General features: G+C 42.8%; 17 protein-coding genes. 10 read left to right on the top strand and 7 right to left on the bottom strand.

The window, feature by feature from the left end; translation table 11 throughout:
* Positions 1–60: 60 nt before the first annotated feature.
* From QE417_RS08390 to QE417_RS08370, 5 genes are all read left to right on the top strand, one after another.
* Entirely contained in the window at positions 61–1,341 is a 1,281-nt protein-coding gene (locus QE417_RS08390) for a WcaI family glycosyltransferase (protein ID WP_311949252.1), read from the top strand.
* Positions 1,342–1,395: 54 nt separating this feature from the next.
* The gene (gene gmd / locus QE417_RS08385) at positions 1,396–2,508 is read left to right on the top strand and encodes a GDP-mannose 4,6-dehydratase (protein WP_311949250.1); all 1,113 of its coding nucleotides are present in this window, start codon (positions 1,396–1,398) and stop codon (positions 2,506–2,508) included.
* A gap of 10 nt (positions 2,509–2,518) precedes the next feature.
* Positions 2,519–3,460: a GDP-L-fucose synthase gene (gene fcl, locus QE417_RS08380; RefSeq protein ID WP_311949247.1), complete on the top strand. Its 942-nt coding sequence runs from the start codon at positions 2,519–2,521 to the stop codon at positions 3,458–3,460.
* Positions 3,461–3,511: 51 nt separating this feature from the next.
* Positions 3,512–4,828, top strand: a complete 1,317-nt coding sequence (locus QE417_RS08375) for a UDP-glucose dehydrogenase family protein (RefSeq protein ID WP_311949245.1) — start codon at positions 3,512–3,514, stop codon at positions 4,826–4,828.
* Positions 4,829–4,923: 95 nt separating this feature from the next.
* On the top strand, positions 4,924–5,904 hold the full coding sequence (locus QE417_RS08370; RefSeq protein ID WP_311954629.1) for a UDP-glucuronic acid decarboxylase family protein: 981 nt from the start codon (positions 4,924–4,926) through the stop codon (positions 5,902–5,904).
* 216 nt (positions 5,905–6,120) lie between these two features.
* On the opposite strand, the gene porN is transcribed toward QE417_RS08370, so the two are convergent.
* Together porN and porK are read right to left on the bottom strand one after the other, a co-directional pair.
* Entirely contained in the window at positions 6,121–7,335 is a 1,215-nt protein-coding gene (gene porN, locus QE417_RS08365; RefSeq protein WP_311949242.1) for a type IX secretion system ring protein PorN/GldN, read from the bottom strand.
* A 77-nt stretch (positions 7,336–7,412) separates the two neighbouring features.
* Positions 7,413–8,801 (bottom strand): type IX secretion system lipoprotein PorK/GldK, encoded by a 1,389-nt coding sequence (gene porK / locus QE417_RS08360; RefSeq protein WP_311949240.1) that lies wholly within the window; start codon positions 8,799–8,801, stop codon positions 7,413–7,415.
* A 564-nt stretch (positions 8,802–9,365) separates the two neighbouring features.
* On the opposite strand from porK, the gene rfbD reads away from it, so the two are divergent.
* Positions 9,366–10,226 (top strand): dTDP-4-dehydrorhamnose reductase, encoded by an 861-nt coding sequence (rfbD, locus tag QE417_RS08355; RefSeq protein WP_311949238.1) that lies wholly within the window; start codon positions 9,366–9,368, stop codon positions 10,224–10,226.
* Here rfbD and miaA read toward each other — a convergent pair.
* From miaA to QE417_RS08335, 4 genes are all read right to left on the bottom strand, one after another.
* On the bottom strand, positions 10,204–11,124 hold the full coding sequence (gene miaA, locus QE417_RS08350) for a tRNA (adenosine(37)-N6)-dimethylallyltransferase MiaA (protein WP_311949237.1): 921 nt from the start codon (positions 11,122–11,124) through the stop codon (positions 10,204–10,206). The genes rfbD and miaA overlap by 23 nt on opposite strands.
* A gap of 127 nt (positions 11,125–11,251) precedes the next feature.
* On the bottom strand, positions 11,252–11,914 hold the full coding sequence (locus QE417_RS08345; RefSeq protein WP_311949235.1) for an IS1096 element passenger TnpR family protein: 663 nt from the start codon (positions 11,912–11,914) through the stop codon (positions 11,252–11,254).
* Between the two features lie 44 nt (positions 11,915–11,958).
* Positions 11,959–13,371, bottom strand: coding sequence for a CCA tRNA nucleotidyltransferase (locus QE417_RS08340; RefSeq protein WP_311949233.1), 1,413 nt, complete (start codon positions 13,369–13,371; stop codon positions 11,959–11,961).
* Between the two features lie 335 nt (positions 13,372–13,706).
* Positions 13,707–16,430, bottom strand: a complete 2,724-nt coding sequence (locus tag QE417_RS08335) for a M14 family metallopeptidase (RefSeq protein ID WP_311949232.1) — start codon at positions 16,428–16,430, stop codon at positions 13,707–13,709.
* Positions 16,431–16,734: 304 nt separating this feature from the next.
* On the opposite strand from QE417_RS08335, the gene QE417_RS08330 reads away from it, so the two are divergent.
* Positions 16,735–17,085, top strand: a complete 351-nt coding sequence (locus QE417_RS08330; protein WP_311949230.1) for a phosphoribosylpyrophosphate synthetase — start codon at positions 16,735–16,737, stop codon at positions 17,083–17,085.
* 7 nt (positions 17,086–17,092) lie between these two features.
* On the opposite strand, the gene QE417_RS08325 is transcribed toward QE417_RS08330, so the two are convergent.
* A complete protein-coding gene (locus QE417_RS08325) occupies positions 17,093–17,656 on the bottom strand; it encodes a hypothetical protein (protein WP_311949229.1) in 564 nt (187 codons plus the stop codon).
* 139 nt (positions 17,657–17,795) lie between these two features.
* Between QE417_RS08325 and QE417_RS08320 the strand changes: the two genes are divergently transcribed.
* The 3 genes from QE417_RS08320 to QE417_RS08310 all read left to right on the top strand — a co-directional run bounded on the left by QE417_RS08320 (position 17,796) and on the right by QE417_RS08310 (position 23,158).
* On the top strand, positions 17,796–20,525 hold the full coding sequence (locus tag QE417_RS08320) for a family 78 glycoside hydrolase catalytic domain (protein ID WP_311949227.1): 2,730 nt from the start codon (positions 17,796–17,798) through the stop codon (positions 20,523–20,525).
* A gap of 115 nt (positions 20,526–20,640) precedes the next feature.
* On the top strand, positions 20,641–21,879 hold the full coding sequence (locus QE417_RS08315; protein WP_311949225.1) for a M16 family metallopeptidase: 1,239 nt from the start codon (positions 20,641–20,643) through the stop codon (positions 21,877–21,879).
* A gap of 4 nt (positions 21,880–21,883) precedes the next feature.
* On the top strand, positions 21,884–23,158 hold the full coding sequence (locus tag QE417_RS08310; protein ID WP_311949224.1) for a M16 family metallopeptidase: 1,275 nt from the start codon (positions 21,884–21,886) through the stop codon (positions 23,156–23,158).
* Positions 23,159–23,200: the final 42 nt, after the last annotated feature.

The following is a 23,200-nucleotide window of genomic DNA, read 5'->3' as shown; positions in this document are numbered from 1 at the left end:
GTTATAAATAATAGTGTATTTGGACTTTAAGCGCATTATTATTAAATACTACCAGCCTTAATGAAAAACGAAAAAATTCTGTTAATAAGCCATAACTTTTCACCAGAGCCAACAGGCATTGGTAAGTATAATGGCGAAATGATAGAATGGCTTTCAAAACAGGGTTATGAATGTACAGTTATTACAACATTTCCATACTATCCATACTGGAAAGTACAGGCGCCTTATACTAACAGGTGGTATAAGAAGGAGGTAATTGTTATGGGTGAAAAAGGTGCGCCTGTTACTGTATATCGTTGCCCATCATTTATCCCCAAAAACCCAACTGGTAAAAAACGTATGATTCAGGACATGTCTTTTTGGCTGTTCAAAATATGGGTTGTGTTTAAAATGCTACTGTCATCAAATAAATTTGATTTGATAATAACTGTAGCGCCACCTTTCCATTTAGCTTATTTAGGCTTGTTAATAAGAAATTATAAGGGTGGAAAACTGCTTTATCATATACAGGATTTGCAAATTGAAGCCGCGCAGGATTTGCAAATGTTATCAAGCAACAAGTTGATTGATAGATTATATACTATAGAACGTGATATTTTAGCCAAGGCAGATTTTGTGAGTACCATATCTGAAGGGATGAAGGATAAGGTAAGTGTGAAGGTTGACAAGCCGGTGCATTTTTTTCCTAACTGGGCCGATACAACTTATTTTTATCCGGTTGATAACAGGGGGTCACTAAAATCCAAATGGGGATATCAGGACACTGATCTTATTTTTTTATACTCAGGGGCTATAGGCGAGAAACAAGGTCTTGAGAATGTGATACATGCTGCCGATTTGTTAAAGAAGGAATCTGATATTAAGTTTATTATTTGCGGTTCGGGGCCTTATAAAGATAAGCTTGTAAAAATGGCTGAAGAGAAAGGCCTGAATTCCATAAATTTCCTACCCGTTCAGGATAAAGAGGTATTTAATGAATTTTTAAACCTTGGCGATTTTCACCTCGTGTTGCAAAAGGCTAACGCCGGTGATTTGGTTATGCCATCAAAACTTACCACAATTTTGGCCGTAGGGGGCACAAGCATCGTTACTTGTTCACCGGGCACTTCTTTGTACAATGTGGTTGATAAGTACGATTTGGGTTACATAATTGAACCTGAAAGTTATGAAGCTTTGGCTAATGTAATTTTAAGGATTAAGGAAAATCCGGAGGGGGCATTAGTCAAAAGGCATAATGCGCGCGATTATGCCTTGCAATATTTAAACATCGACAATGTGATGGAGAATTTTGTGGGTGACTTTTTGCCAAAGCCGGAGATAAAAGAAGCAATCAATAATTAATATAGTATACTGGCTTTGCCAGATTTTTGTTCACAAACAACCATCCAACTATACATGAAGAAAGCATTATTAACAGGTATAACAGGGCAGGACGGAGCCTACTTAACAGAATTACTGTTAAGCAAGGGATACGAAGTGCATGGTATCAAACGCCGCAGCTCGTTATTCAATACCGATCGTATTGACCACTTGTACCAAGACCCCCATGAACCACATCCGAGTTTAGTATTACACTATGGAGATTTAAGTGATTCAACCAACTTGATCCGCATTATACAACAGGTTCAGCCCGATGAGATATATAACTTAGGTGCCATGAGCCACGTTAAAGTGAGCTTTGACACTCCTGAATATACTGCAAATGCCGATGGTATTGGTACTTTACGTTTGTTAGAGGCTATCCGTATTTTAGGTTTGGAGAAAAAAACACGTATTTACCAGGCATCTACTTCAGAACTTTACGGTTTGGTACAAGCTGTGCCGCAGTCTGAAACTACACCGTTTTATCCACGTAGCCCTTACGCCGTGGCTAAAATGTATGCCTACTGGATCACAGTTAACTACCGCGAAGCTTATGGTATGTTTGCATGCAATGGCATCTTGTTTAACCACGAGAGCCCGTTACGTGGTGAGACTTTTGTAACCCGTAAAATTACCCGCGCAACAGCTAAAATTGCTATGGGTTTACAAGATAAATTATACTTAGGTAACCTTGATGCACAGCGCGATTGGGGCCATGCGAAAGATTATGTAGAGGCTATGTACCTCATACTGCAGCAGGATACTCCTGAAGACTTTGTAATTGCTACCGGCGTAACTACGCGCGTACGTGAATTTGTACGTATGGCATTTGCTGAAGTGGGCATAACTATTGAATTTAAAGGCGAGGGTGTTGAAGAGAAAGGTTATGTAGTAAGCTGCAGTCACTCCGATTACCAGTTAGAAGCAGGTACCGAGGTTGTAGCTGTTGATCCTAAATATTTCCGCCCTACTGAGGTTGAGTTATTAATTGGTGACCCAACCAAGTCAAAAACAAAATTAGGCTGGACTCCAAAGCACGATTTAGCTTCATTAGTAAAAGATATGATGACTTCAGACGTAGAGTTATTCCGTAAAGAAAGATTACTGCGCGAGTCTGGCTATCAAATCAAAAATCAGTTCGAATAATAGCCTCATAATGGAAAAAAGCGCTAAAATATATATAGCAGGCCATAGGGGTATGGTAGGTTCGGCCATTAAGCGTAAGCTTGAAAACGAGGGCTTTACCAACTTTGTAGTTCGCGGTTCATCAGAATTGGATTTACGCAATCAACAAGCTGTTTCCGATTTTTTTGAACAGGAAAAACCCGATTATGTTTTTTTAGCAGCAGCCAAGGTAGGAGGCATCGTAGCCAATAATACTTATCGTGCCGATTTTTTGTACGATAACCTGCAGATACAAAATAACATCATTCACTCTTCATATGTTAATGAGGTGAAAAAACTGATGTTCTTAGGTTCAAGCTGTATTTATCCTAAAATGGCCCATCAGCCTTTAAAGGAAGATTACCTGCTTACCGGCCCATTGGAAGATACTAACGAACCTTATGCCATTGCCAAAATCGCTGGTATTAAAATGTGCGATGCTTATCGGGCTCAGTACGGCTGTAACTATATATCAGTGATGCCTACTAATTTGTACGGATATAATGATAACTACCATCCGCAAAATTCGCATGTGCTTCCGGCCATGATCCGCAGGTTTCATGAGGCAAAAGAACAAGGTTTGCCAAGTGTTACCATATGGGGTACAGGTACGCCTAAACGCGAGTTTTTATTTGCTGATGATTTGGCCGAGGCTTGCTATTACCTGATGCAGAATTTTAATGAATCAGGTTTAGTAAATATTGGTACGGGAGTGGATTTATCTATTAAAGAACTGGCCGAACTGGTTAAAGAGGTTGTAGGTTTTGAAGGAGAAATTTTGCTTGATACAACCAAACCCGATGGAACGCCACGTAAATTAATGGATGTATCAAAACTACATGCCACAGGCTGGAAACACACCATAGAATTACCCGAAGGCATTAAGCTGGCTTACGAAGATTTTTTGAGTAAACAGCAAGTTACCGAACGATAATTAAAGCAACAACAACAAGAACAACCATCAACCAACTAAAAAAGAATTAATATGAAAATAGCCGTAGTAGGAACGGGGTATGTAGGTTTAGTAACCGGTACCTGTTTAGCAGAAACCGGTAACGAAGTTATATGCGTTGACATTAACGAGAAAAAGGTAGAAATGATGAAGGCCGGTAAGCTGCCCATTTATGAGCCTGGCCTGGAGCAACTGTTCCATCGTAATATTGCGCAAGACCGCTTGAAGTTCACATCGAACCTGGCAGAAGGTATTGCCGAAGCTAAAATCATTTTCTTAGCATTGCCAACTCCTCCGGGTGGCGATGGTGCTGCCGATTTGAGCTATGTGCTTGGCGCTGCCGGCGATATAGCTAAAATTATTACAGAGTATAAAGTAATTGTAACTAAATCAACTGTACCTGTAGGCACAGCCGATAAGGTGACAGCTGCCATGCAGCAACATGCCGCACCGGGTGTTGAATATGCTGTGGTAAGTAATCCTGAGTTTTTACGCGAGGGTGTGGCCGTAGAAGACTTTATGAAACCCGACCGTGTAGTAGTTGGTACCACTGATGAACGTGCACGCAAACTGATGGCCGAATTATATGGTCCTTACGTTCGTCAGGGTAATCCTATCATCTTCATGGATGAACGTAGTTCTGAGCTTACCAAGTATGCTGCCAACTCTTTCCTGGCTACCAAAATTTCGTTCATGAACGAAATTGCCAACTTATGTGAATTAGTAGGTGCTGATGTGGATATGGTACGCAGAGGTATTGGTGCCGATGACCGTATTGGTAAACGCTTCCTGTTTGCGGGTATAGGCTACGGCGGTTCATGTTTCCCTAAAGACGTGCAGGCGCTGGCTAAATCGGCCGAGGAAAACCAGTATGACTTTAGAATTCTGAACTCGGTAATGGAGGTGAACGAGATACAGAAAAACGTACTCACCGAAAAAGTGAAGAAATACTATAAAGGTGATCTTAAAGGCAAGCACTTTGCTTTGTGGGGACTGGCCTTTAAACCGGAAACTGACGATATTCGCGAGGCACCGGCATTGTATATAATTGATTCGTTATTAGCCGCAGGAGCAACTGTATCAGCTTTCGATCCTGAAGGTATGAACAATGTACAGACTTTATTGGGCGATAAGATAACTTATGCAGCTAACCAGTATGATGCCTTAAAAGACGCTGATGCATTATTAATAGTTACAGAATGGTCATTATTCCGTACTCCTGATTTTGGTAGGATAGAAGAATTACTGAAAGCAAAGGTTATATTTGATGGTCGTAACCTGTACGATTTGGACAAAATGATAGATTGTGGTTTTTACTACAACAGTATCGGACGCAAGGAAGTAAAATAAAGACTGAATGAGAGAATGAGTGAATGAATAATCACTTGTTCAGTATTCACTCATTCACTAAAACTCATTGATTCACTCATTTCAAAAATATGGATATTAAAGGAAAAAGAGTACTTATTACAGGAGCAGCAGGCTTCTTAGGGTCGCATTTATGTGACAGGTTTATTAAGGAAGGCTGTAATGTAATAGGTATGGATAACCTCATTACCGGCGACCTAAAGAACATCGAGCACCTGTTTAAACTCAAAGAATTTGAGTTCTACCACCATGATGTATCATCATATGTGCATGTACCGGGCCAGCTGGATTACATCCTGCACTTTGCCAGCCCTGCATCGCCAATTGATTACCTTAAGATCCCTATCCAAACGCTTAAAGTAGGCTCGTTAGGTACTCATAACCTTTTAGGTTTGGCCAAGACTAAAAATGCCCGTATCCTGGTAGCCAGTACTTCAGAAATTTACGGTGACCCTAACGTAAACCCGCAACCCGAGGAATATTGGGGGAATGTAAACCCGGTAGGCCCACGTGGGGTGTACGATGAGGCCAAACGCTTCCAGGAAGCCATTACCATGGCTTACCACACATTCCACGGTGTAGAGACCCGTATCATCCGTATCTTCAATACCTACGGCCCGCGCATGCGCCTGAACGACGGACGCGTATTGCCAGCATTTATTGGCCAGGCCTTAAGGGGCGAGCCATTGACTATGTTTGGTGATGGTTCACAAACCCGTGCATTTTGTTATGTAGATGATTTGGTGGAAGGCATATACCGCCTGCTATTGAGCGACTATGTACAACCTATGAACATAGGCAACCCGGATGAGATAACCATCAAAGAATTTGGAGAGGAGATCATCAAGTTAACCGGTACCGACCAAAAGCTGGTAGGCAAACCACTGCCAACTGATGATCCTAAGCAAAGACGCCCGGATATTACCAAAGCTAAAGCCATTTTAGGCTGGGAGCCAAAGGTAAGCCGTCAGGAAGGTTTGAAAATTACTTACGAGTATTTCAAATCACTCCCACAGCACGTTATTGAACATAAGGAGTTCTCCGATTACAATAAGTAGTAGGAGAATATCTATAAATAAAAAAGCGCATATAACCTATGCGCTTTTTTTATTTATCATACATTATGAATAAACCAATCTCCCAACGGTGTAGGATTACCCTTCTGTACTGATTTTAATTAGTTTTTAATCTGGTATTATTGCATTCAAATAGGGTATACTAAAAAAGGGATAAGCGTAAGGCTTATCCCTTTTTTAGTATTATCAGCTCTCCTGTTAGTTTTTGGTAGGAGTAGTCGTAGTTGGTGTTTTAGCTGGTTTACTAGCAGCTTTCTCAGCAGCTTTTTGAGCCTTTTCAGCCTCTTTCTGTGCTTTCTCGGCAGCTTTCTTCTCAGCAGCAGTAGGTGTTTTCTGAATATCGTAGCTCCAGGTTTTAGCTTTAAAGTTTTGGATCTTGCTTTCGATAGACTTTGATTTAGCAGTTTTATCTTGCTCACCATTGATAACATCAGCAGCAGTAGCACCAGGTAACACTCCCGTAGCAGAAGCTATTTGGGCAGTTGTACGCTGGGTGTTTGAACCTGTTTCGCGAACGATAGTGCTGGTGTATCTTTTTTGAAGGAAGATATCGTCAAGGCTGGTATCGTATAAGTTACGGTCAGGATCTGATACGTCTTTGGTTGCAAAAAAGTCGCGGCACTGAGGGAAGTATAACCAGAACACCGGTGCTTCGCCTACTATTGAACCACCTGCTGAAATAGCTTTTAGCGGGGCAATACCAATAATGCGGGTTACAACCATTGAACGTTTCTTATCAAAGTAAATATCTTCTTTGGTTCTGAATTTAGTAATTGACGCAGGATTAAAATCGTTCAATACCATCTTAGACCCAATTTTATTACCGTTAGCATCAAACTGATCAACCATGGTACTGTCTTGGAAGCGTGATAATGCGTTTAATACATTAATACGTTTAGCAAAAGTACTGTCGTTATTGGTTGCGCTTGGCTCGTAAGCGGTAATTTTACCTGTACGTAATCCTTCTAAAACAATCTCGGCAAGGGTAGCACCCGGAACATTGAATAAAGCGTTTTTAGGGTCGTTAACGTCAATGTCTCTCCAAATACGTTTGTAAAAACGTGCATCGCGTGAGCTAATTGCAGGATAGTTATACGCCTTTGCGTTATTAAACATTTCGCTTTTAAAGAAACCATCCATCGGCGGCAAAGAATCGGTTGGAAGCGAATCTTTAGGCAGAGTGGTTTGGGCATTTACCGGAGGTGTAGCAACAGGTGTAGTTTCTGTTACGGCCGGAGCTTGCGTGTTATAGTCTGTTTTAGGAGCGGTAGTTTTTGCCTTTGGCTTAGTAGTGGTACGTTTAGTGCTTTTTTTGCTTGTGCGCTTCTTTTGTGCATCAGCCGTATTGCTAACCGCTACAAGGGCTAAGAGGCAAAAAGCAGTTACGTAAATCTTATGTGCTAAATTTTTCATTTTCTGTGAGTCGTTGTTATGTTGTAGGCTTTGCAGCCCTACAACGGCTGCCAATCAATCTTTTTTAACTAATTTGTTTATTTGCTTTTGGCCAGTTTTCTGGTTTTAGTTTGCTCAATAACAATGTCAGGTGCGGGCATCACACATCTAAAACCGATGTACGAGTGCGATACGTTTTGTATTTCGTAGTTGCGGGTTGATGGAGTAAGCATGTTGCCATTGTCTTTCCATGAACCACCTCTGATAACTTTACGGCGCATTGCCTCGCTTTCATTATCGGCTGCATCATATAGCAATACCGGGTTTAAGTCATGCACCAGCTCTCTGTATGAAGGACTGAAAGCATCCAGGGTCCACTCAGAAACATTACCCATCATATTATATAAACCCAATGAATTTGGTGCGTATGATTTAACATGCATGGTAAAAGTACCACCGTCTTTGCGGTAATCACCTTCCTGCTGTTTAAAGTTAACAGCAAGCATGTCAACGTTTTTCTTGGTTTTTTTATCTTTAAGGTTAACGGTTGATAGTTTATCAAATTCGTCAGGTTTTAAATCCTTAGAGGCTGCATATTCCCATTGAGCTTCGGTTGGCAGGTTAAAGCGTAAATTATACAAACGGGCCAGTGAGCGTTCGCCGGTGGTAGCATAAATCATTTTGCTTCTCCAGTCGGTATAAGCACGGGCCTGTTTCCAGTTAACGCCAACTACCGGGTGCTCATCATAGCTTTTATTGGTATAGTAATTATTATCCATCATCTCCATCTGAGAATTAGGAAAGTCGTTTGACCATACTTTAGTGTTGGGTGCAATGGCAACAGTATCGGTAATATATTTGCTTACACCCGAACGGTTAACAGATAACCTGTCGAAACGATAAACAACCGCATCTTTAATAAGCGTGGGTTTACCATTTTCCATGGTGTAAAGTTTACCATATAATGCGCCTTTAATAACCGGATCATTACTTTGCCATAGCGGTGTTCTGCCGCCAACTTTAGTCCAGTCAATAGTTTTGCTGGTATCGGCAAAGGTTGGTATATCAACGGTTTGTTGGTTTTTACCACTTCCTTTTTTAGCTTTTACAGAAGTCTTTTTTACTTTATGGAAGTATTTGGCATCTTTAAGATAGTCGGTAACAGCAACCGAATCGGCAACCCAATCCACAAAGGTGCGGTATTGTTTGTTGGTTACCTCGGTTTGGTCCATAAAGAATGCACTCACGGTTACAGTACGTGGTACTGTGTCAACCGCCATAGTAGTATCGGTAACTACATCTTTTTCGATAATTGAACCTGCCGGTACGAACACCATGCCATGAGGTGCAAGAGGTGTTAATGTTTGCAACGTGGTTTTTGACGTGCTTACTTTGTCCATACCCTCTAAGCGCTTATTTGTATGACAAGCGGTTAGGGCTAATGCTGCCGAAAGTGTAAGTGCGACCTGTGAAAACTTAATATTCATTGATGATGATATTATATTCAAACAAAAATTTAATATATAAAAGTGGTTGAAAGTGTGTTATTAAATACGGTTAATATATTCTTATTAAGCATAGCAATTATCTGTCCAAATTAAATTAGTAGTTAATGCAGTAAGACAATATAGGATTGAAATTGTTACAGTTAAATTAAAATAATTAAACAGTTAACTTAAAATTCTATTTTCTTACAACTTAATAAAAAATCCTTGTAATTCTTTACAATAATAATAATAATTTGTTTGTGAATACCAAAATATTATAAAATAGGTGTTTTCATCATACTTAGTATGTTATAAATAATTCTAAATTAATTTTTTTTATTTTTTGTAAAATACCTGTTACTGTGAATTTAATTTCTAATTACTTTTTTAAAAAGTAAGACTCTGTTTATTGCTTGGAATATTGAAGAAAGTAAAATTTAGCGGCTAATATGTGGAATAAATTTAGAGATATTTTGCGTAGTACTTAAAATGCTATGGAGTGTTTTTTTATGTATACACTTTATATATTTTACTAACTTCGGCCATATCAAATAAAGATAAATTATGGGTAAAATATTGGTTTTTGGTGCATCGGGTCAGTTAGGTAGCTGTATTAAAAAGGTTGCTGAAGATAAGCCTGATTTCGATTTGTATTTTCCAGCCGAAAACGAAGCCAATATATTGGATGTAAAGGGGCTCGAAATTCTATTTAAAACACATCAACCTCAATATGCCATTAATTGCGCGGCCTATACCGCAGTTGATAAAGCCGAAGAAGATACCGATACCGCACGTAAGGTTAATAAAACCGGGGCAGCTAATCTTGCTGTTTTATGTAACGAGCACAATACTACGCTAATACATATATCAACTGATTTTGTATTTGCAGGTAATTTGCCGTTGCCGCTTATTGAAAGCGATGAGGCTAAGCCTATCAGTATTTATGGCCTAACTAAGTTAGAGGGCGAAGAGGATATAACGGCCCACTTAAAACAGCACTACATTTTACGCACCAGCTGGTTATATTCAGAGTACGGCAACAATTTTGTAAAAACCATGCTGCGTTTTGGAGCAGAGCGTGATTCCTTAAACATCATAGCCGATCAGGTGGGTACGCCAACTTACGCTATTGATTTGGCCAACTGTATTTTACATATTATAGCTAATGATAAGCAGCAATATGGCATATATCATTATAGTAACGAGGGGGTAACTTCCTGGTACGATTTTGCTATAGCTATTTTTGATATTTCGGGCACCCAGGTCAATGTTGGCCCTATACGCACCTCGCAATATCCAACACCGGCTACAAGGCCAACCTTTTCGGTAATGGATAAGGCCAAAATAAAATCAACCTTTAATATAGAAATACCTTACTGGCGTCACAGCCTTGAAGAATGTATTAAGCGTTTGAAAGCCCAATAGTCTCATCAATATACTTAATCATGGCAGCAAGGTCGGTTGGGGCAAACCAACAGGTATCCTTGTCTCTACGAAACCAGGTTAACTGGCGTTTGGCAAAGCGGCGGGTGTTTTGCTTGATCATGGCAATGGCCGTTGGTAAATCAGTTTTGCCATCTAAATAATCAAATATTTCGGAGTAACCTACGGTATTAAGTGCATTAAGATGGCGGTAGGGTAGTAGTTGCTTAACCTCATCAGGCAAGCCGCTTTCTACCATTATATCAACTCTTTTATTAATGCGATGGTAGAGTTCTTCGCGCGGTATATGCAAACCCAGCTTAATAATATTAAATGGTCTTTGATGGCTTGTGCCTTTGCGGTACGATGAATAAGGCTGCCCGGTACTTTCAAATACTTCAAGGGCACGTATCAGGCGCTGCGGGTTGTGCAGGTCAACCTTTGCATAATAAACCGGGTCGGCCTCGAGGAGTTTTTCCTGTAAGGCGGTAATACCGTGTTCCGCAAAGATATTATTGAGGTTTTCACGTATAGCTGGGTCTGCTTCGGGCAAATCATCAAACCCCGCGGTAATGGCTTTAACGTACAAACCCGATCCGCCGGCCATGATTACCACGTCATGTTTGATAAACAAGTCCTCAAGTATTAGCAGCCCCTCGCGCTCAAAATCGCCAACGTTAATATCATCAAGAATGCTGTGTGAACCAATAAAGTGATGCGGTGCGGCAGCCAGTTCATCGGGCGATGGTTTGGCCGTGCCTATGCTCATCTCTCGATAAAATTGCCGCGAATCGGCCGAAATTATTTCGGTTTGGTAATGCTGTGCAAGTTGAATAGCAACAGCGGTTTTGCCAATAGCTGTGGGGCCGGCAATGCTAACAAGGTATTTGCTGCTGCTCATATAGTATCAAAATAAAAATGTCATTTCGATTGATAACGAAAGATCTTAGATGCAGAATTAACCGCTTTGCTAAGATCTCTCACTATCGTTCGAGATGACATTTAGTATGTAGTTATTGAAAAATTAATTAATAATCATCTCCACCTCTGCCTCGGCTGCCGCTATGGTCATCGTCGTCAAAGCCTTCATTGTCCGAAAACTCACCGCCAAATTCATCTTCCTCATCATGAGCTTCATCTTCATCGTGATCACTTACCGCAGCGCCGGTTTCGGTTACCTCGCTAAAGTCCTCGGCATCTTCAGGGTTAAATTCAACCTCGTTTAAAAAATCAAAATCTTCGGCTGCCACTGCAGTTTCGGCAGTAGGGGTATATACATTACCAAACTGTTTTGGTGCCTCACCAGTGGTTTTTACCGTAGCCGGATAAGTTACCCCCGGAGTTTCATCCAGTATTTTAACCAGTTCAACATGAAAATCAAACGGACGATCAAAGTTTGAAGTGTAATAAAACTTTTGGTGCGGATCATCAATAAAGCTGCTTAGTTTTGAGTTTTCCATCAATGCAACACCACGGCTAATCTTACGTTCGCTGGGTTTAAAAGCAATTTCTTCGCCTTTAGTCCATTGATCGTTACTGATGTAAAAAGATGAAGAATAATCAGGGTTGTAGCCAATTGACTGATGAATAGCCTGATGCAGATCGGCAAAAGTATGGGTTGATTTAATATCTACTTCCCTGCTAATGTCATCGTAATCCTCAAATGTTACCCTGAAACGGTATAGTGCCATTTTATATATAGGTTGATTTATAGTGTAAAAATACAGTTTTTAAATTATTTTGTGTTTGCCACAACTTTTAAGCCAAGTTCTTCACCTTTTTGAATTGTGAACTGCATTGCTGCTTCATAAGTGTTAGGTATTTCGCCCTCCAGTATAGCTTCGCGTATCTTACTCTTAATAATGCCTACTTCGCGCCCTTCTTTTAGGCCAAAAATTATCATAATATCGTTACCTGTAACCGGGGGCTGCCAGTTTCTTACTTTATCGCGCTCTTCAACATCTTTGAGTTTTTGCTGAACCAGCTCAAAGTTCTGGCGGTACTTTTTTATTTTGTACTCATTTTTGGTGGTAATGTCTGCTTTGCACAACAGCATCAGGCTTTCAATATCATCACCAGCCTCAAACAGCAAGCGGCGTACGGCCGAGTCGGTAACAATTTCCTGCGTTAAAACTATGGGCCGCATGTGTAGTTGTACCAGTTTTTGTACAAACTTCATCTTCTCGTTTAGCGGTAGTTTTAACTGGCCAAATAGCTTAGGCACCCAGCGCGCGCCCTTATCTTCATGTCCGTGAAAGGTCCAGCCGTGGCCGGGTTCAAAGCGTTTGGTGGCTGGTTTGGCTATATCATGTAAAATGGCGCTCCAGCGTAACCAAAGGTCGGTTGTGGTGGCCGATATATTATCAAGCACCTGTAAGGTATGATAAAAATTATCTTTATGCCCCCGCCCGTTAACCACATCAACCCCATGTAAGGCTGCCATTTGCGGAAATATAATGTGCAGCAGGCCGGTATCTAATAAATACTTAAAACCTATGGATGGCTGAGGGGAGAGGATAATTTTATTCAGTTCATCAGTAATACGTTCCTGCGATACTATTTTAATACGTTCTTTATTGAGTTTGATAGCTTCAACAGCCACATCATCAATAATAAAATTAAGCTGTGAGGCAAACCTGATGGCCCTCATCATGCGCAGGGGGTCGTCTGAAAATGTTTCTTCGGGATTTAGAGGTGTACGGATGAGTTTATTCTCCATATCGGCCATGCCGCCAAACGGATCTATCAACTCGCCGTACTCGTTGCCGGTTAGGGCAATGGCCAGGGCATTGATGGTGAAATCGCGGCGTTTCTGATCATCTTCAAGAGTCCCGTTTTCAACCAGCGGCTTGCGCGATTGTGCCCGGTATGATTCTTTGCGTGCGCCAACAAACTCAACCTCAACATCCTGATATTTAAGCATGGCCGTACCAAAGCTTTTAAATACCGATACCTTTACATTGAGCTTTTTTCCAACGGCTTCGGCAAAGTCGATACCGTTGCCCACTACTACAATATCAATATCTTTAGAGGGGCGGTTAAGAAAAATATCGCGTACAAAGCCACCTATTGCATACGCCTGCACCTGCTGCTGTGTTGCCACATGAGCTATGGTTTTAAATACAGGATGTTGCAAGTGCTGCTTCATGTTTACGAATATGTAATTCTATTTGAAATAAGCCGCAAATGTAAAACTAAATTGTAAATATGCGGGCTTGTATGTAAATGTAGCTCTACTCAACCCTCCTCATGAGGCGAGGGCATTCTTAAAGTCTTACGCCTTAGGCGGAGAGATTTAGAGGGGGCTATGTGACTACATAAAAAAACAGCCATGTATATTACATGGCTGCCCCTCATCTTCATCTATTATCACTCTCACATTACTAATCAAAACATACAAAGCTTGTGCCAAAGCTTGCTTTAAATAAAAAGAGAGGACAATTTTTAGGTTGACCTCTCTTTAAATATGCATTAACTGTATTGTTATTTACCCGTTGCGTATAGCTGGTTAAATAATGAACGGAATGTACCGTGAGCTTGTGAGCGGAAAGTAATTTCGGGACCGAACACATATAGTTTGCCTGCGCCTACCGGAGCAACAAACGAAGCTGCAGTACCTTTCAAATATTTTTGTCCCCAGGCCCAACCGCTGCGCAATGGCTTATCGGTGGTATAGGTAGCCAATGGCTTAATGCTGGCATCGTTAATTTTGAAAGCAGGGCTGCTGTCAAACATTACATCGCCGGTTTGGGCCATACCCCAGTTAGCAGGTTGTGCAGTATCATAAGTTACGGTTAGCACACTGCCCGGAATGTAAAATTTGTCGCCACTTATCGGGCGCTCCTGGCCGTTAACGGTTTCGCTGAGGGCATTGCTTACCGGTAATTTAAGCTGATATGCCAGGTTAGCGCTGCTGCCAATGGTAACAATGCTGCCGCCTGCCTCTAAAAATGCTTTTAGTTGAGGAATAGATTTATCGGCAGTAATACGGCCGGTTTGTGAACGGTATTCGGCCGGAAGTTCTTCAGGATTGGCTCCGCCACGACCGCCAAACTCGCCAAAGCCACCCGCACGAGGATTAGCAGATGGAATTGCGCCGCCTACAAATAGCAGCACATCAAATTTACTTTTCAGGTTGCCGCCATCAATTTCCTGCGCATATACGCGCTCAAAATCAAAGTGCTGCTGCTCAAACATCCAGCGTACCCAACCCGAAGGAATTGAACCGCCGTAAGTATCCCATAAACCAATGCGTAGTTTGGACATTTTAACAGCACCCTTAGGGGTTTTGCTTACTGCAGTGGTTTTAATACCTAATGGAGTGCTTTTTTCAAATACGGCTTTAGCCTGAGCTGATGCAGGGATGTAAAATGCACCATTATCGGCAGGTACGCGGTAAACTTCGGCACCGGTTTTAAGCAGATCATTAACTAAAGTAAAAGCGTTGTTGATGCTTGAGCTAATTACATAACCTTTTGCTGTTGCAGCCACAGGCTGGGCAGGAGGTGTTTGTAACTGACCGTAAGGAACACGGGCAAACGGACCATCAAAACCATCCAACAAACGGTCGAATTTAACGCCCATTTGGTAAGCGAGTGTCCAGCCGGCGTTATCATAAGGGCGGATAGGAGGCCCCCCGGGGTATTGAAAATCGTTAGGGTGATCTTGCGGCTCAAACATATCCAGTATATGCGGACGGAAAGCCTGATCGGTTTTAACAATGTACGAACCGGCAGGGTAGCTTACACCGTTAACTTTAAAATCGGCAGTAGCTTTTTGAATAACCAAACCGGCTCTTATCAACGCGTTTACAAATTTAACCGCCGTAGGGAAGTCGCTTTGATTGGCAGGAATAATATAACCACGCGGATCGCGCAGGCTTGGATCTTTCAATACCTGATCATAATATTTAACAGGTACGCCGCCAAAGCCAAAGCCACGGCCTCCGCCAGCGGTATTGCCGGTAGCCGGTTGGTCTTTTTTATAAGCTGCATTAATAGAATCGGCACGTTTAGGTGATAAGGTCCAGTTGTCTTTACCGCCACGGGTAATAGAGTTTTTACCCATTACATACATATTGTACAACATCTGGTCGCGCTGGCGTACCGCATAACCCATTACCGCATAGTTTAACGATAATGAATAGTCGATCGACTGCTTGTAATGCCATTCACGCGGTGTAACCGGGAACGGGGTATTGCTGCTCGGAATTAAACGCTCGGGTACTAACGGTACGCTCGATGGGGTAGGGCTGCCAATAATTTCGGTTAACAAACCCACCATGTTGTGAAAGTAGGTTGTTGTACGTAAGCCACCGTTCCACCAGGTAGAAAAACTGGTGCCGTTGCGCTCGGTGTAACCCGGTTTGTCTTCGGCGTTAAGGCGGCTGCTCATGGCGGCACCTAAGGCGTCAATACTGGTTACCAGCAGCGGGTCGTATACGTAGTTAAAAGGATCGCGATATGGCGGACCTGCAACTACAGAGCCTGCAGGACCGGTTTGGTGGTGGTTGTACACAATCTGCGGAAACCACTCCAAAAATTGCTGACGGGTAATGTTCTGCGATTCTTTCATATTCATCATATAAAAGTCGCGGTTGTTATCATGCCCAATGTATTTTTCATACAGGCGCGGAATGTTCATGTTACGCTTAACCGGATCTTTCTGGCCCATGTACCAGCTCGATACCAGCTCCTGCCCATCAGGGTTAGCGTGTACTAACAGCATAATGGCACCATCTAATATGCGCTTGGTTTCGTCGTCGTTACGGCTCACCAGTTCGTAGGCGGTTTCAATTAACTGGTGGGTACCTACGGTTTCGGTAGCGTGTAAGCCGCCATCAATCCAAACAATGGCTTTACCTTGTGCGGCCAGTTGTTTAGCCTGCGCGTCGGTCAGGTCTTCGGCGCGGGCCAACTTGCGTGAAATTTCTTTGTACTTCTCCAGGTTATTAATGTTTTCGGGAGAAGATACGATGAGCATCCATTGGTGGCGGCCTTCTTCGGTTAAGCCAATATCAACCAGTTTGGTGCGGGGAGATGCCGACAGCTTTTTAAAATAAGCCTCTGTTTGCGTGTAGGTGGCCAGGCTGTAATCATCGCCAATATTAAAACCAAAATGGTCTTTAGGCGATGGTACCTGCTGCGCCTGTACTGCCGTTGTTAGCCACATGGCAACGGCTAACGTACTGAGTAGTTTTACTTTCATCAGGATTGTTTAAGAGTAATAGTTTAGTTGCCTAATTTAAATTAAAAGTCAATGTGTTAGATGTAACTTTTTTGTAGATAGAGTGGAAAGGGGTGGTTCATGGACCGTAGTACATAGTGAATAATCATTAGCCGCGAGTAGGAAAGAAGTCTCGAAATAATTAAGCAACATCGCCACAGCAAAATTTCGACTATAGACTTCTTCACTAAAACAAAACAACTTTACCCGCGCATTGGTTAATACACCAGCAGCTAATTATATTACTGCTTTAGAAAATTAACTTAAACACTAAATAAATACTACCATGAAAAATTATGAGACCTTAGTGGATGCCACTAACGACCTGATGCAAAGAGGATATACCGCCAACCTTAGTTTTGAGGATAATGGCGAAACTATAGATGATAAAAGCAACAATGTTCAAATGCACGCCGAAGACTTTGAAGTAGATGAGTTTTTTCGTTTCGAGGGTCCAAGCAACCCTTCAGATATGTCAATTGTTTACGCAATATCATCGGCAAAGTACAACCTGAAAGGGGTTTTAGTGGATGCTTACGGTACCTATGCCAATACCAGCACCTCGGCTATCGAGGCCAAACTTCACCATCACCAGGTAAGCGATAATCTGCACGGTGAAGATCGCCCGAAAGAATAACAAAAAACTAACGTTTTTGTAAACCGCTAAGCAAACGGCGGCCTGTTGCATTAATTGCCGGGCTGCCGTTTTGCATTAAAAACCGGAGCTGGTTTTCCAGTTCCTCGGCTATCCAGTCGTAATGGCCGCAAAGGTTAAAAAGCACTTCGCTGGCCGATGCCTTTACGGCCACTTTCACCTTGGGGTCAATGAGCCAATCAAAACAGCGTTCAACCATAGGTTCCAGATCGGTTTGGGCCAGTTTATTACGTACCGGGATTGATTTGCGGGCGGCCTTGGTAAAGTGCATAAATATACGTGCATAATGCCGCTGGCAACTGTGGTTGGTTATGCGTTGGCTGTAATCTGTAAACTGCTCAATGTGGGCTACATAGTTGCCCAAGTCGTTCTCCACAACCGTATCCAGCAGCCAAACGGCATGAAAGGCAATCACATCCTCTTTATGCAGGGTCAGCTCCAGCAAATCGGTAAGAATAAAGCCCTGCTCTTCCAATTCGGCACAAAGGGCGTTTACCCAGTTTTTGGCGCTGCGTGCGGCCAGACGTGCTGTGAGCGTTTCTTTATCAATCATGTTTGCGCGGTAGGATGGTGTAAATATCCGTAATGCACTGTCATGGTGCAACCTGTAATTTTTTTAGTTTAGCTAAATTAAATCTAATATCGCACAAACGGTGTATGCCCCTGCATTAACCCCAACCAATTATAGCCCAATGAAGCCTTTTAACAAGTTGTTTTTAACAGCAATGCTTGCCGCCTGCGCATGTAATTTATACGCTACTGCGCCCGGTGCACCATCTAATTTACGCACCTGCGATAAAGTGAACCCCATAGGTACTAACAGCAAGCCTTTTTTTGGCTGGTATGTGAACGATGTGGATGCCAATGAAGTGCAAACCAGTTACCAAATACTGGTAGCCAGCAGCACGGTTAATTTGAGCAACGGCAAGGCTGATGTATGGGACAGTGGCAAGGTGCCATCATCAATGCAAAATTATATTAATTTGATAGGTAGCCTCAAACCCGGTATCCGGTATTATTGGAAGGTACGAACCTGGGATAAAACCAACGTGGTCGGGCCATACTCCACAGCATCATATTTTGATACCGGTCTGTTTACCACCGCCGATTGGAGCGGTGCCAAATGGGTTAAACGCAACACTGATGATAAGGACGATTACACCTACTACCGCAGAAACGTAAGCTTAGGTAATAAGGCAGTTAAAAGAGCCATAGTTTACGTGGCCGCCTGCCAAAATTTCGAATTATATTTTAATGGCAAGCTGGTATCAAAAGGTTCGTCAAACCATTATCCGCAGTATGCTTATTACAATGCTTTTGATGTAACTGGTTTTGCAAAAAGTGGTGTAGATAACAATATTGCGGCGCTAACGCATTGGTACGGCGGCGGGCAGGGCCGGGCTACCGGCAGTCGTGGGTTTATTTTAAAAATGGTAACCGAATATACCGACGGTAGCAAAACCATAACCGGAACCGACAATACCTGGAAACAAACCCAAGCCGCCTACTGGACGCCCGGTCAGCCACGCCGCAATGGCGAGGGTAACGGTTATGTTGATAAAATTGATTCGCGCAAAGCTATGCCCGGATGGAATACCGCCACCTTTAATGATAAAGGCTGGGATGCTGCCGCTGAGATTGGCGCTCCGCCGGTTGCCCCGTGGATTAATGCTTTACGAACAGATTTGACTCGGGTTAAAGAACAAACCATAAAGCCGGTATCGGTAAAAAAACTATCAAACGGTAGCTACCTTATCGATTTGGGAAAGATATACGCAGGCATGCCACACATTAATTTTGAAGGTGGCAAAGCCGGCGATGAAGTGACCATTCGTGGCGCTTACTTACTGGATGAAGATGGCACAGCATCTCAAAAACGCGGCAACCAAAGTACCAACCTCAATTATTATTTTAAGCTTAACGGTCAAAAGGCAGTTTTCGAGCCGATGGTTTACCTGGCTTATCGCTATATCCAGGTCGATAATTCGCCCAATGTTTTAACGATTGACAACGTACAGTTTGTTACCCGTCACTTTGAACTGGATGATACCAAGGCAAATTTTGTGTCGTCAGATAACATGCTCAACCAGGTTTGGAACCTGCAGCTACGCTCTTTAGTACAAGGTGCGCAGGAGGGTTTTGTTGATACTCCAACCCGCGAAAAGGGAGCTTTTTTAGGCGATGGCAGTTACCAGGGGCCACCAGCCATGACCACCATGGGCGAACGCGCTATGAATCATCGCGTGCTGTTGGAGTTCCTCGATTCACAAGACCAGTACTATCCTGATGGCAGGTTAAATGCTGTTTACCCAAATGTTGATAGTAAGCGCGACATACCCGATTACACCCAGGAGTATTTGATTTGGGTTTGGGATTACTACCTGCAGTCGGGCAACAAAGAGTTTTTGACTACCAATTATGCGAAGATTAAAAAAGTGGTTGATTATGTAAACAATTACAGCAAAGAATCAACCGGGTTGATACATAACCTTGAAGGTGGTGCCGGTCCTTATAAATATGGTATTATTGATTGGCCGCAAAGTATGCGCTACGGTTATGACATGGAAACTGAAACCCGTACGGTAATGGATGCTTTGGCCTATATTGATTATGATATTATGGCCAATGTTGCCGTCGCCGTTGGCAATACCGCCGACCAGCAAACGTATACAAGCTACGCCGATGCTATCAAAAAAGCTATGAACGCCAAGTTGTTAAATTCAAATGGCGTGTATATCGACGGTTTAAAAACCAACCTTTCGCAAAGCACCCACGCCTCGCAACAAGCTAACATGTATGCGTATGCAACCGGCATTGTGCCTGACAACAATAAGCAACCGGTTTATAAGCTGATAAAGGAGTTAAAAATGGCATCGGGTATGGTTACGCTGCGTTACTTGCCCGAGGCTATTGGTAAGGCGGGAGACGGGGCGCACATGCTCGACTTGTATACCAATAAAGATTGGGATGGTTGGGCCAATATCATAACTAAAGGCGGCACCATGACTTGGGAAGCCTGGGATGCCGATAAAATCGACGAAAGCTTTTCGCACCCATGGGGAGCTATTGGCTTACTGGCTATGCAACAGTACATGCTCGGCATTAAAGTACTTAAACCACAGCACGAATTACTGGAAATTAAGCCGCTCGATTTTGGCGACCGTTTAAAATTTGTGCAAGGCATATTGCCAGGCGACAGGGGGAATACCGCTATTAAATGGGAGCGTAATGCTGGTACTTATAAAATGATGGTAAAAATACCGGTGAATGTTACTGCTAAAGTTTATGTACCAAAATGTGGTGTAAACAGCAATAAGGTAAAGGTGGACGGTAAAGAAATTTTGGGCACTGCCGAAGGTGATTTTATATTAGTGGGCAATGTGGGCTCGGGTTCACACTCCATTGAACGTGCGTTGAAATAGTGAGTTGCTAATGTAAAAGCGCTGCAACAATTTGGTAAAGTAGCGTATGGGTACTATTAATTTAGAGTATAAAAGTTTTACATTTGGCGCTTTACCAAACTTGTTCTGAAATTACATGGTTAAATTCGACCGTTTTACATTGAGCAATGGCCTGCGGGTAATTGTTCATGAAGACCATACTACACCAATGGCGGTGCTTAACATTTTATATGATGTGGGTGCGCGCGACGAAAATCCTGAACAAACGGGTTTTGCTCACTTATTTGAGCACTTGATGTTTGGTGGCTCCATAAATATTCCATCGTACGATGAACCTCTACAGCGCGTAGGGGGCGAAAACAACGCCTTCACCAGCAACGATGTCACCAACTATTACATTACCCTGCCCGCCGTAAACCTCGAAACCGCTTTTTGGCTCGAGAGCGACCGCATGCTCAACCTGGCCTTTAGCGAGAAAAGCCTGGAAGTGCAGCGCAACGTGGTAATGGAAGAGTTTAAACAACGCTACCTCAATCAGCCTTATGGCGATGTTATGTTACGTTTACGTCCGTTGGTTTATAAAACACATGCTTACCAGTGGGCAACCATTGGCAAAAATCTCGAACACATTGAGCATGCTAAAATTGAGGATGTAAAGGCATTCTTTAAAAAGCATTACAACCCGCAAAATGCCATTATGGTAGTAGGCGGCGATGTTACGCTGGAGCAGGTTAAAGCGCTATCAGAAAAATGGTTTGCTCCAATCCCCGCCGGCGAGAAATACGTGCGTAATCTGCCGCAGGAGCCCGACCAGCATGAAGAACGCCGCGAAGTGGTAACCGCCAAAGTGCCGTTGAACGATATTTATATTGCCTTCCAGGTACCTGCCCGTACCGATGGTGATTACTTTGCGTTAGATTTGGTTTCCGACATTCTTTCGCGCGGACAATCATCGCGCTTGTACCGCTCATTGGTTAAAGAAAAACAACTATTTAGCGAGATACATGCCCACCTGACTGGTAGTTCAGACAAAGGTATGTTCATTATAGAGGGTAAGCCGCTGGAGAACGTTAGCATTGATAAAGCCGAAGCCGCCATTTGGGAAGAACTGGCCAAGATTTGCGACACGCTTGTGCCCGATTACGAGTTGACCAAGGTGAAGAACAAGACAGAAAGCACCATGGTGTTTTCGGAAATGGCTTTGCTTGATAAAGCCATGAACCTTGCCTTTTTTGAACTGTTTGGCGATGCCGACCTGTTTAACCACGAAACTGAGAAGTACCTGGCCGTAACTGCTGAGCAAATTCAGGAGCAGTGCAAATCAGTTTTCCGTAAGGATAACTCATCAACCTTAATTTACCTGGCCGAAAAATAAGCGTATGTTAGATAGAACTATAGCGCCTCAATCGCAGGCGGTAAACAATATAAATTTAATTGAACCGGGACACACCGCGCTGGCCAATGGCTGCCAGGTATACTGGTTTAACTCGGGCGATCAGGACCTGGTGCGCATAGAGTGGATATTTGGCAACTTGAGGTATAATGCCGCCAAGCCGCTGTTAAACATGGCAGTAAACACCATGCTTACCGAGGGAACCTCAAAACTGACAGGCAGCCAAATTGCCGATAGTATTGACTATTACGGTGCCTTTTTACAAGCCGAATATGGATATGACCAGTCGGAAGTAATATTATACAGCCTTACACGCCATTTGGAGCATACCTTGCCGGTGGTGCTTGATATACTCACCGATAGCCAGTTTCCGCAGCACGAACTGGATACGTTTATACGTAACCAGCAGCAAAAGCTACAGGTTAGTTTGCAAAAAAATGATATACTGGCCCGCAGAGCGTTTAATAAAGCTGTTTATGGCAACACCATTTATGGTTTAGGAGCCAGCGCAACCGACTACCAGCAGCTACAACGTGCCGATATGCTGGCGCATTTTAAACAAATGTACCAACCGGCCAACTGTACGCTCGTAATATCGGGCAAGGTTGATGAAGCTACTTTGAAGCAAATTACCGGTGCCTTTACTAACTGGCAAAACAGTACTGAGCCTGCCGATACCACGCAACCACCTATAGCTCCGGTAACCGAGCGTTTCTTTTATACCGAAAAACCCGATGCCCTGCAATCGGCCATTCGTATGGGCTTACCTATGGTATACCGTTCGCACCCCGATTTTCCGGCCTTGCAAGTATTGAACACCGTTCTGGGCGGTTACTTTGGGTCGAGATTGATGGCTAACATCCGTGAGGATAAGGGTTACACTTATGGCATTGGCTCGGGCATATCATCGTTAAAACATGGCGCTGCGTTTTTTATAGCAACCGAGGTTGGAGCTGATGTGTGCCGTAACGCGATTGAGGAAATTGAAAAGGAAGTTAACCTCCTTAAAACAGAGTTGATATCCGAAGAAGAACTTTCACTGGTGCGCAACTATATGTTAGGTTCTATTTTAGGCAGCCTCGAAAACGTTTTCTCGCACGCCGATAAATTCAAGAACGTATACTTTGCAGGTTTAGGTTTAGATTATTACGATCGCTACAGCGAGATTATCAAAACGGTTACTGCCGAAGAGTTAAAGTCACTGGCCAATAAGTACTGGGATTTTGACCAGTTTTATAAGGTGATTGTAGGGAAATATTAGAGATTTCGAAATTTAATAAACCCGTCATTGCGAGGAACGAAG

The organism is Mucilaginibacter terrae (assembly GCF_031951985.1).
Classification (GTDB): Bacteria; Bacteroidota; Bacteroidia; order Sphingobacteriales; family Sphingobacteriaceae; genus Mucilaginibacter; species Mucilaginibacter terrae_A.
The sequence above is the reverse complement of the archived record's forward strand: the minus strand, read 5'-3'. Positions and strand labels throughout refer to the sequence as shown.

Excerpts from the sequence above, each read along its gene's own strand:
- QE417_RS08390 (WP_311949252.1), top strand. The coding sequence starts at position 61 with ATGAAAAACGAAAAAATTCTGTTAATAAGCCATAACTTTTCACCAGAG.
- gmd (WP_311949250.1), top strand. The coding sequence starts at position 1,396 with ATGAAGAAAGCATTATTAACAGGTATAACAGGGCAGGACGGAGCCTAC.
- fcl (WP_311949247.1), top strand. The coding sequence starts at position 2,519 with ATGGAAAAAAGCGCTAAAATATATATAGCAGGCCATAGGGGTATGGTA.
- QE417_RS08375 (WP_311949245.1), top strand. The coding sequence starts at position 3,512 with ATGAAAATAGCCGTAGTAGGAACGGGGTATGTAGGTTTAGTAACCGGT.
- porN (WP_311949242.1), bottom strand. The coding sequence starts at position 7,335 with ATGAAAAATTTAGCACATAAGATTTACGTAACTGCTTTTTGCCTCTTA.
- porK (WP_311949240.1), bottom strand. The coding sequence starts at position 8,801 with ATGAATATTAAGTTTTCACAGGTCGCACTTACACTTTCGGCAGCATTA.
- rfbD (WP_311949238.1), top strand. The coding sequence starts at position 9,366 with ATGGGTAAAATATTGGTTTTTGGTGCATCGGGTCAGTTAGGTAGCTGT.
- miaA (WP_311949237.1), bottom strand. The coding sequence starts at position 11,124 with ATGAGCAGCAGCAAATACCTTGTTAGCATTGCCGGCCCCACAGCTATT.
- QE417_RS08345 (WP_311949235.1), bottom strand. The coding sequence starts at position 11,914 with ATGGCACTATACCGTTTCAGGGTAACATTTGAGGATTACGATGACATT.
- QE417_RS08340 (WP_311949233.1), bottom strand. The coding sequence starts at position 13,371 with ATGAAGCAGCACTTGCAACATCCTGTATTTAAAACCATAGCTCATGTG.
- QE417_RS08335 (WP_311949232.1), bottom strand. The coding sequence starts at position 16,430 with ATGAAAGTAAAACTACTCAGTACGTTAGCCGTTGCCATGTGGCTAACA.
- QE417_RS08330 (WP_311949230.1), top strand. The coding sequence starts at position 16,735 with ATGAAAAATTATGAGACCTTAGTGGATGCCACTAACGACCTGATGCAA.
- QE417_RS08325 (WP_311949229.1), bottom strand. The coding sequence starts at position 17,656 with ATGATTGATAAAGAAACGCTCACAGCACGTCTGGCCGCACGCAGCGCC.
- QE417_RS08320 (WP_311949227.1), top strand. The coding sequence starts at position 17,796 with ATGAAGCCTTTTAACAAGTTGTTTTTAACAGCAATGCTTGCCGCCTGC.
- QE417_RS08315 (WP_311949225.1), top strand. The coding sequence starts at position 20,641 with ATGGTTAAATTCGACCGTTTTACATTGAGCAATGGCCTGCGGGTAATT.
- QE417_RS08310 (WP_311949224.1), top strand. The coding sequence starts at position 21,884 with ATGTTAGATAGAACTATAGCGCCTCAATCGCAGGCGGTAAACAATATA.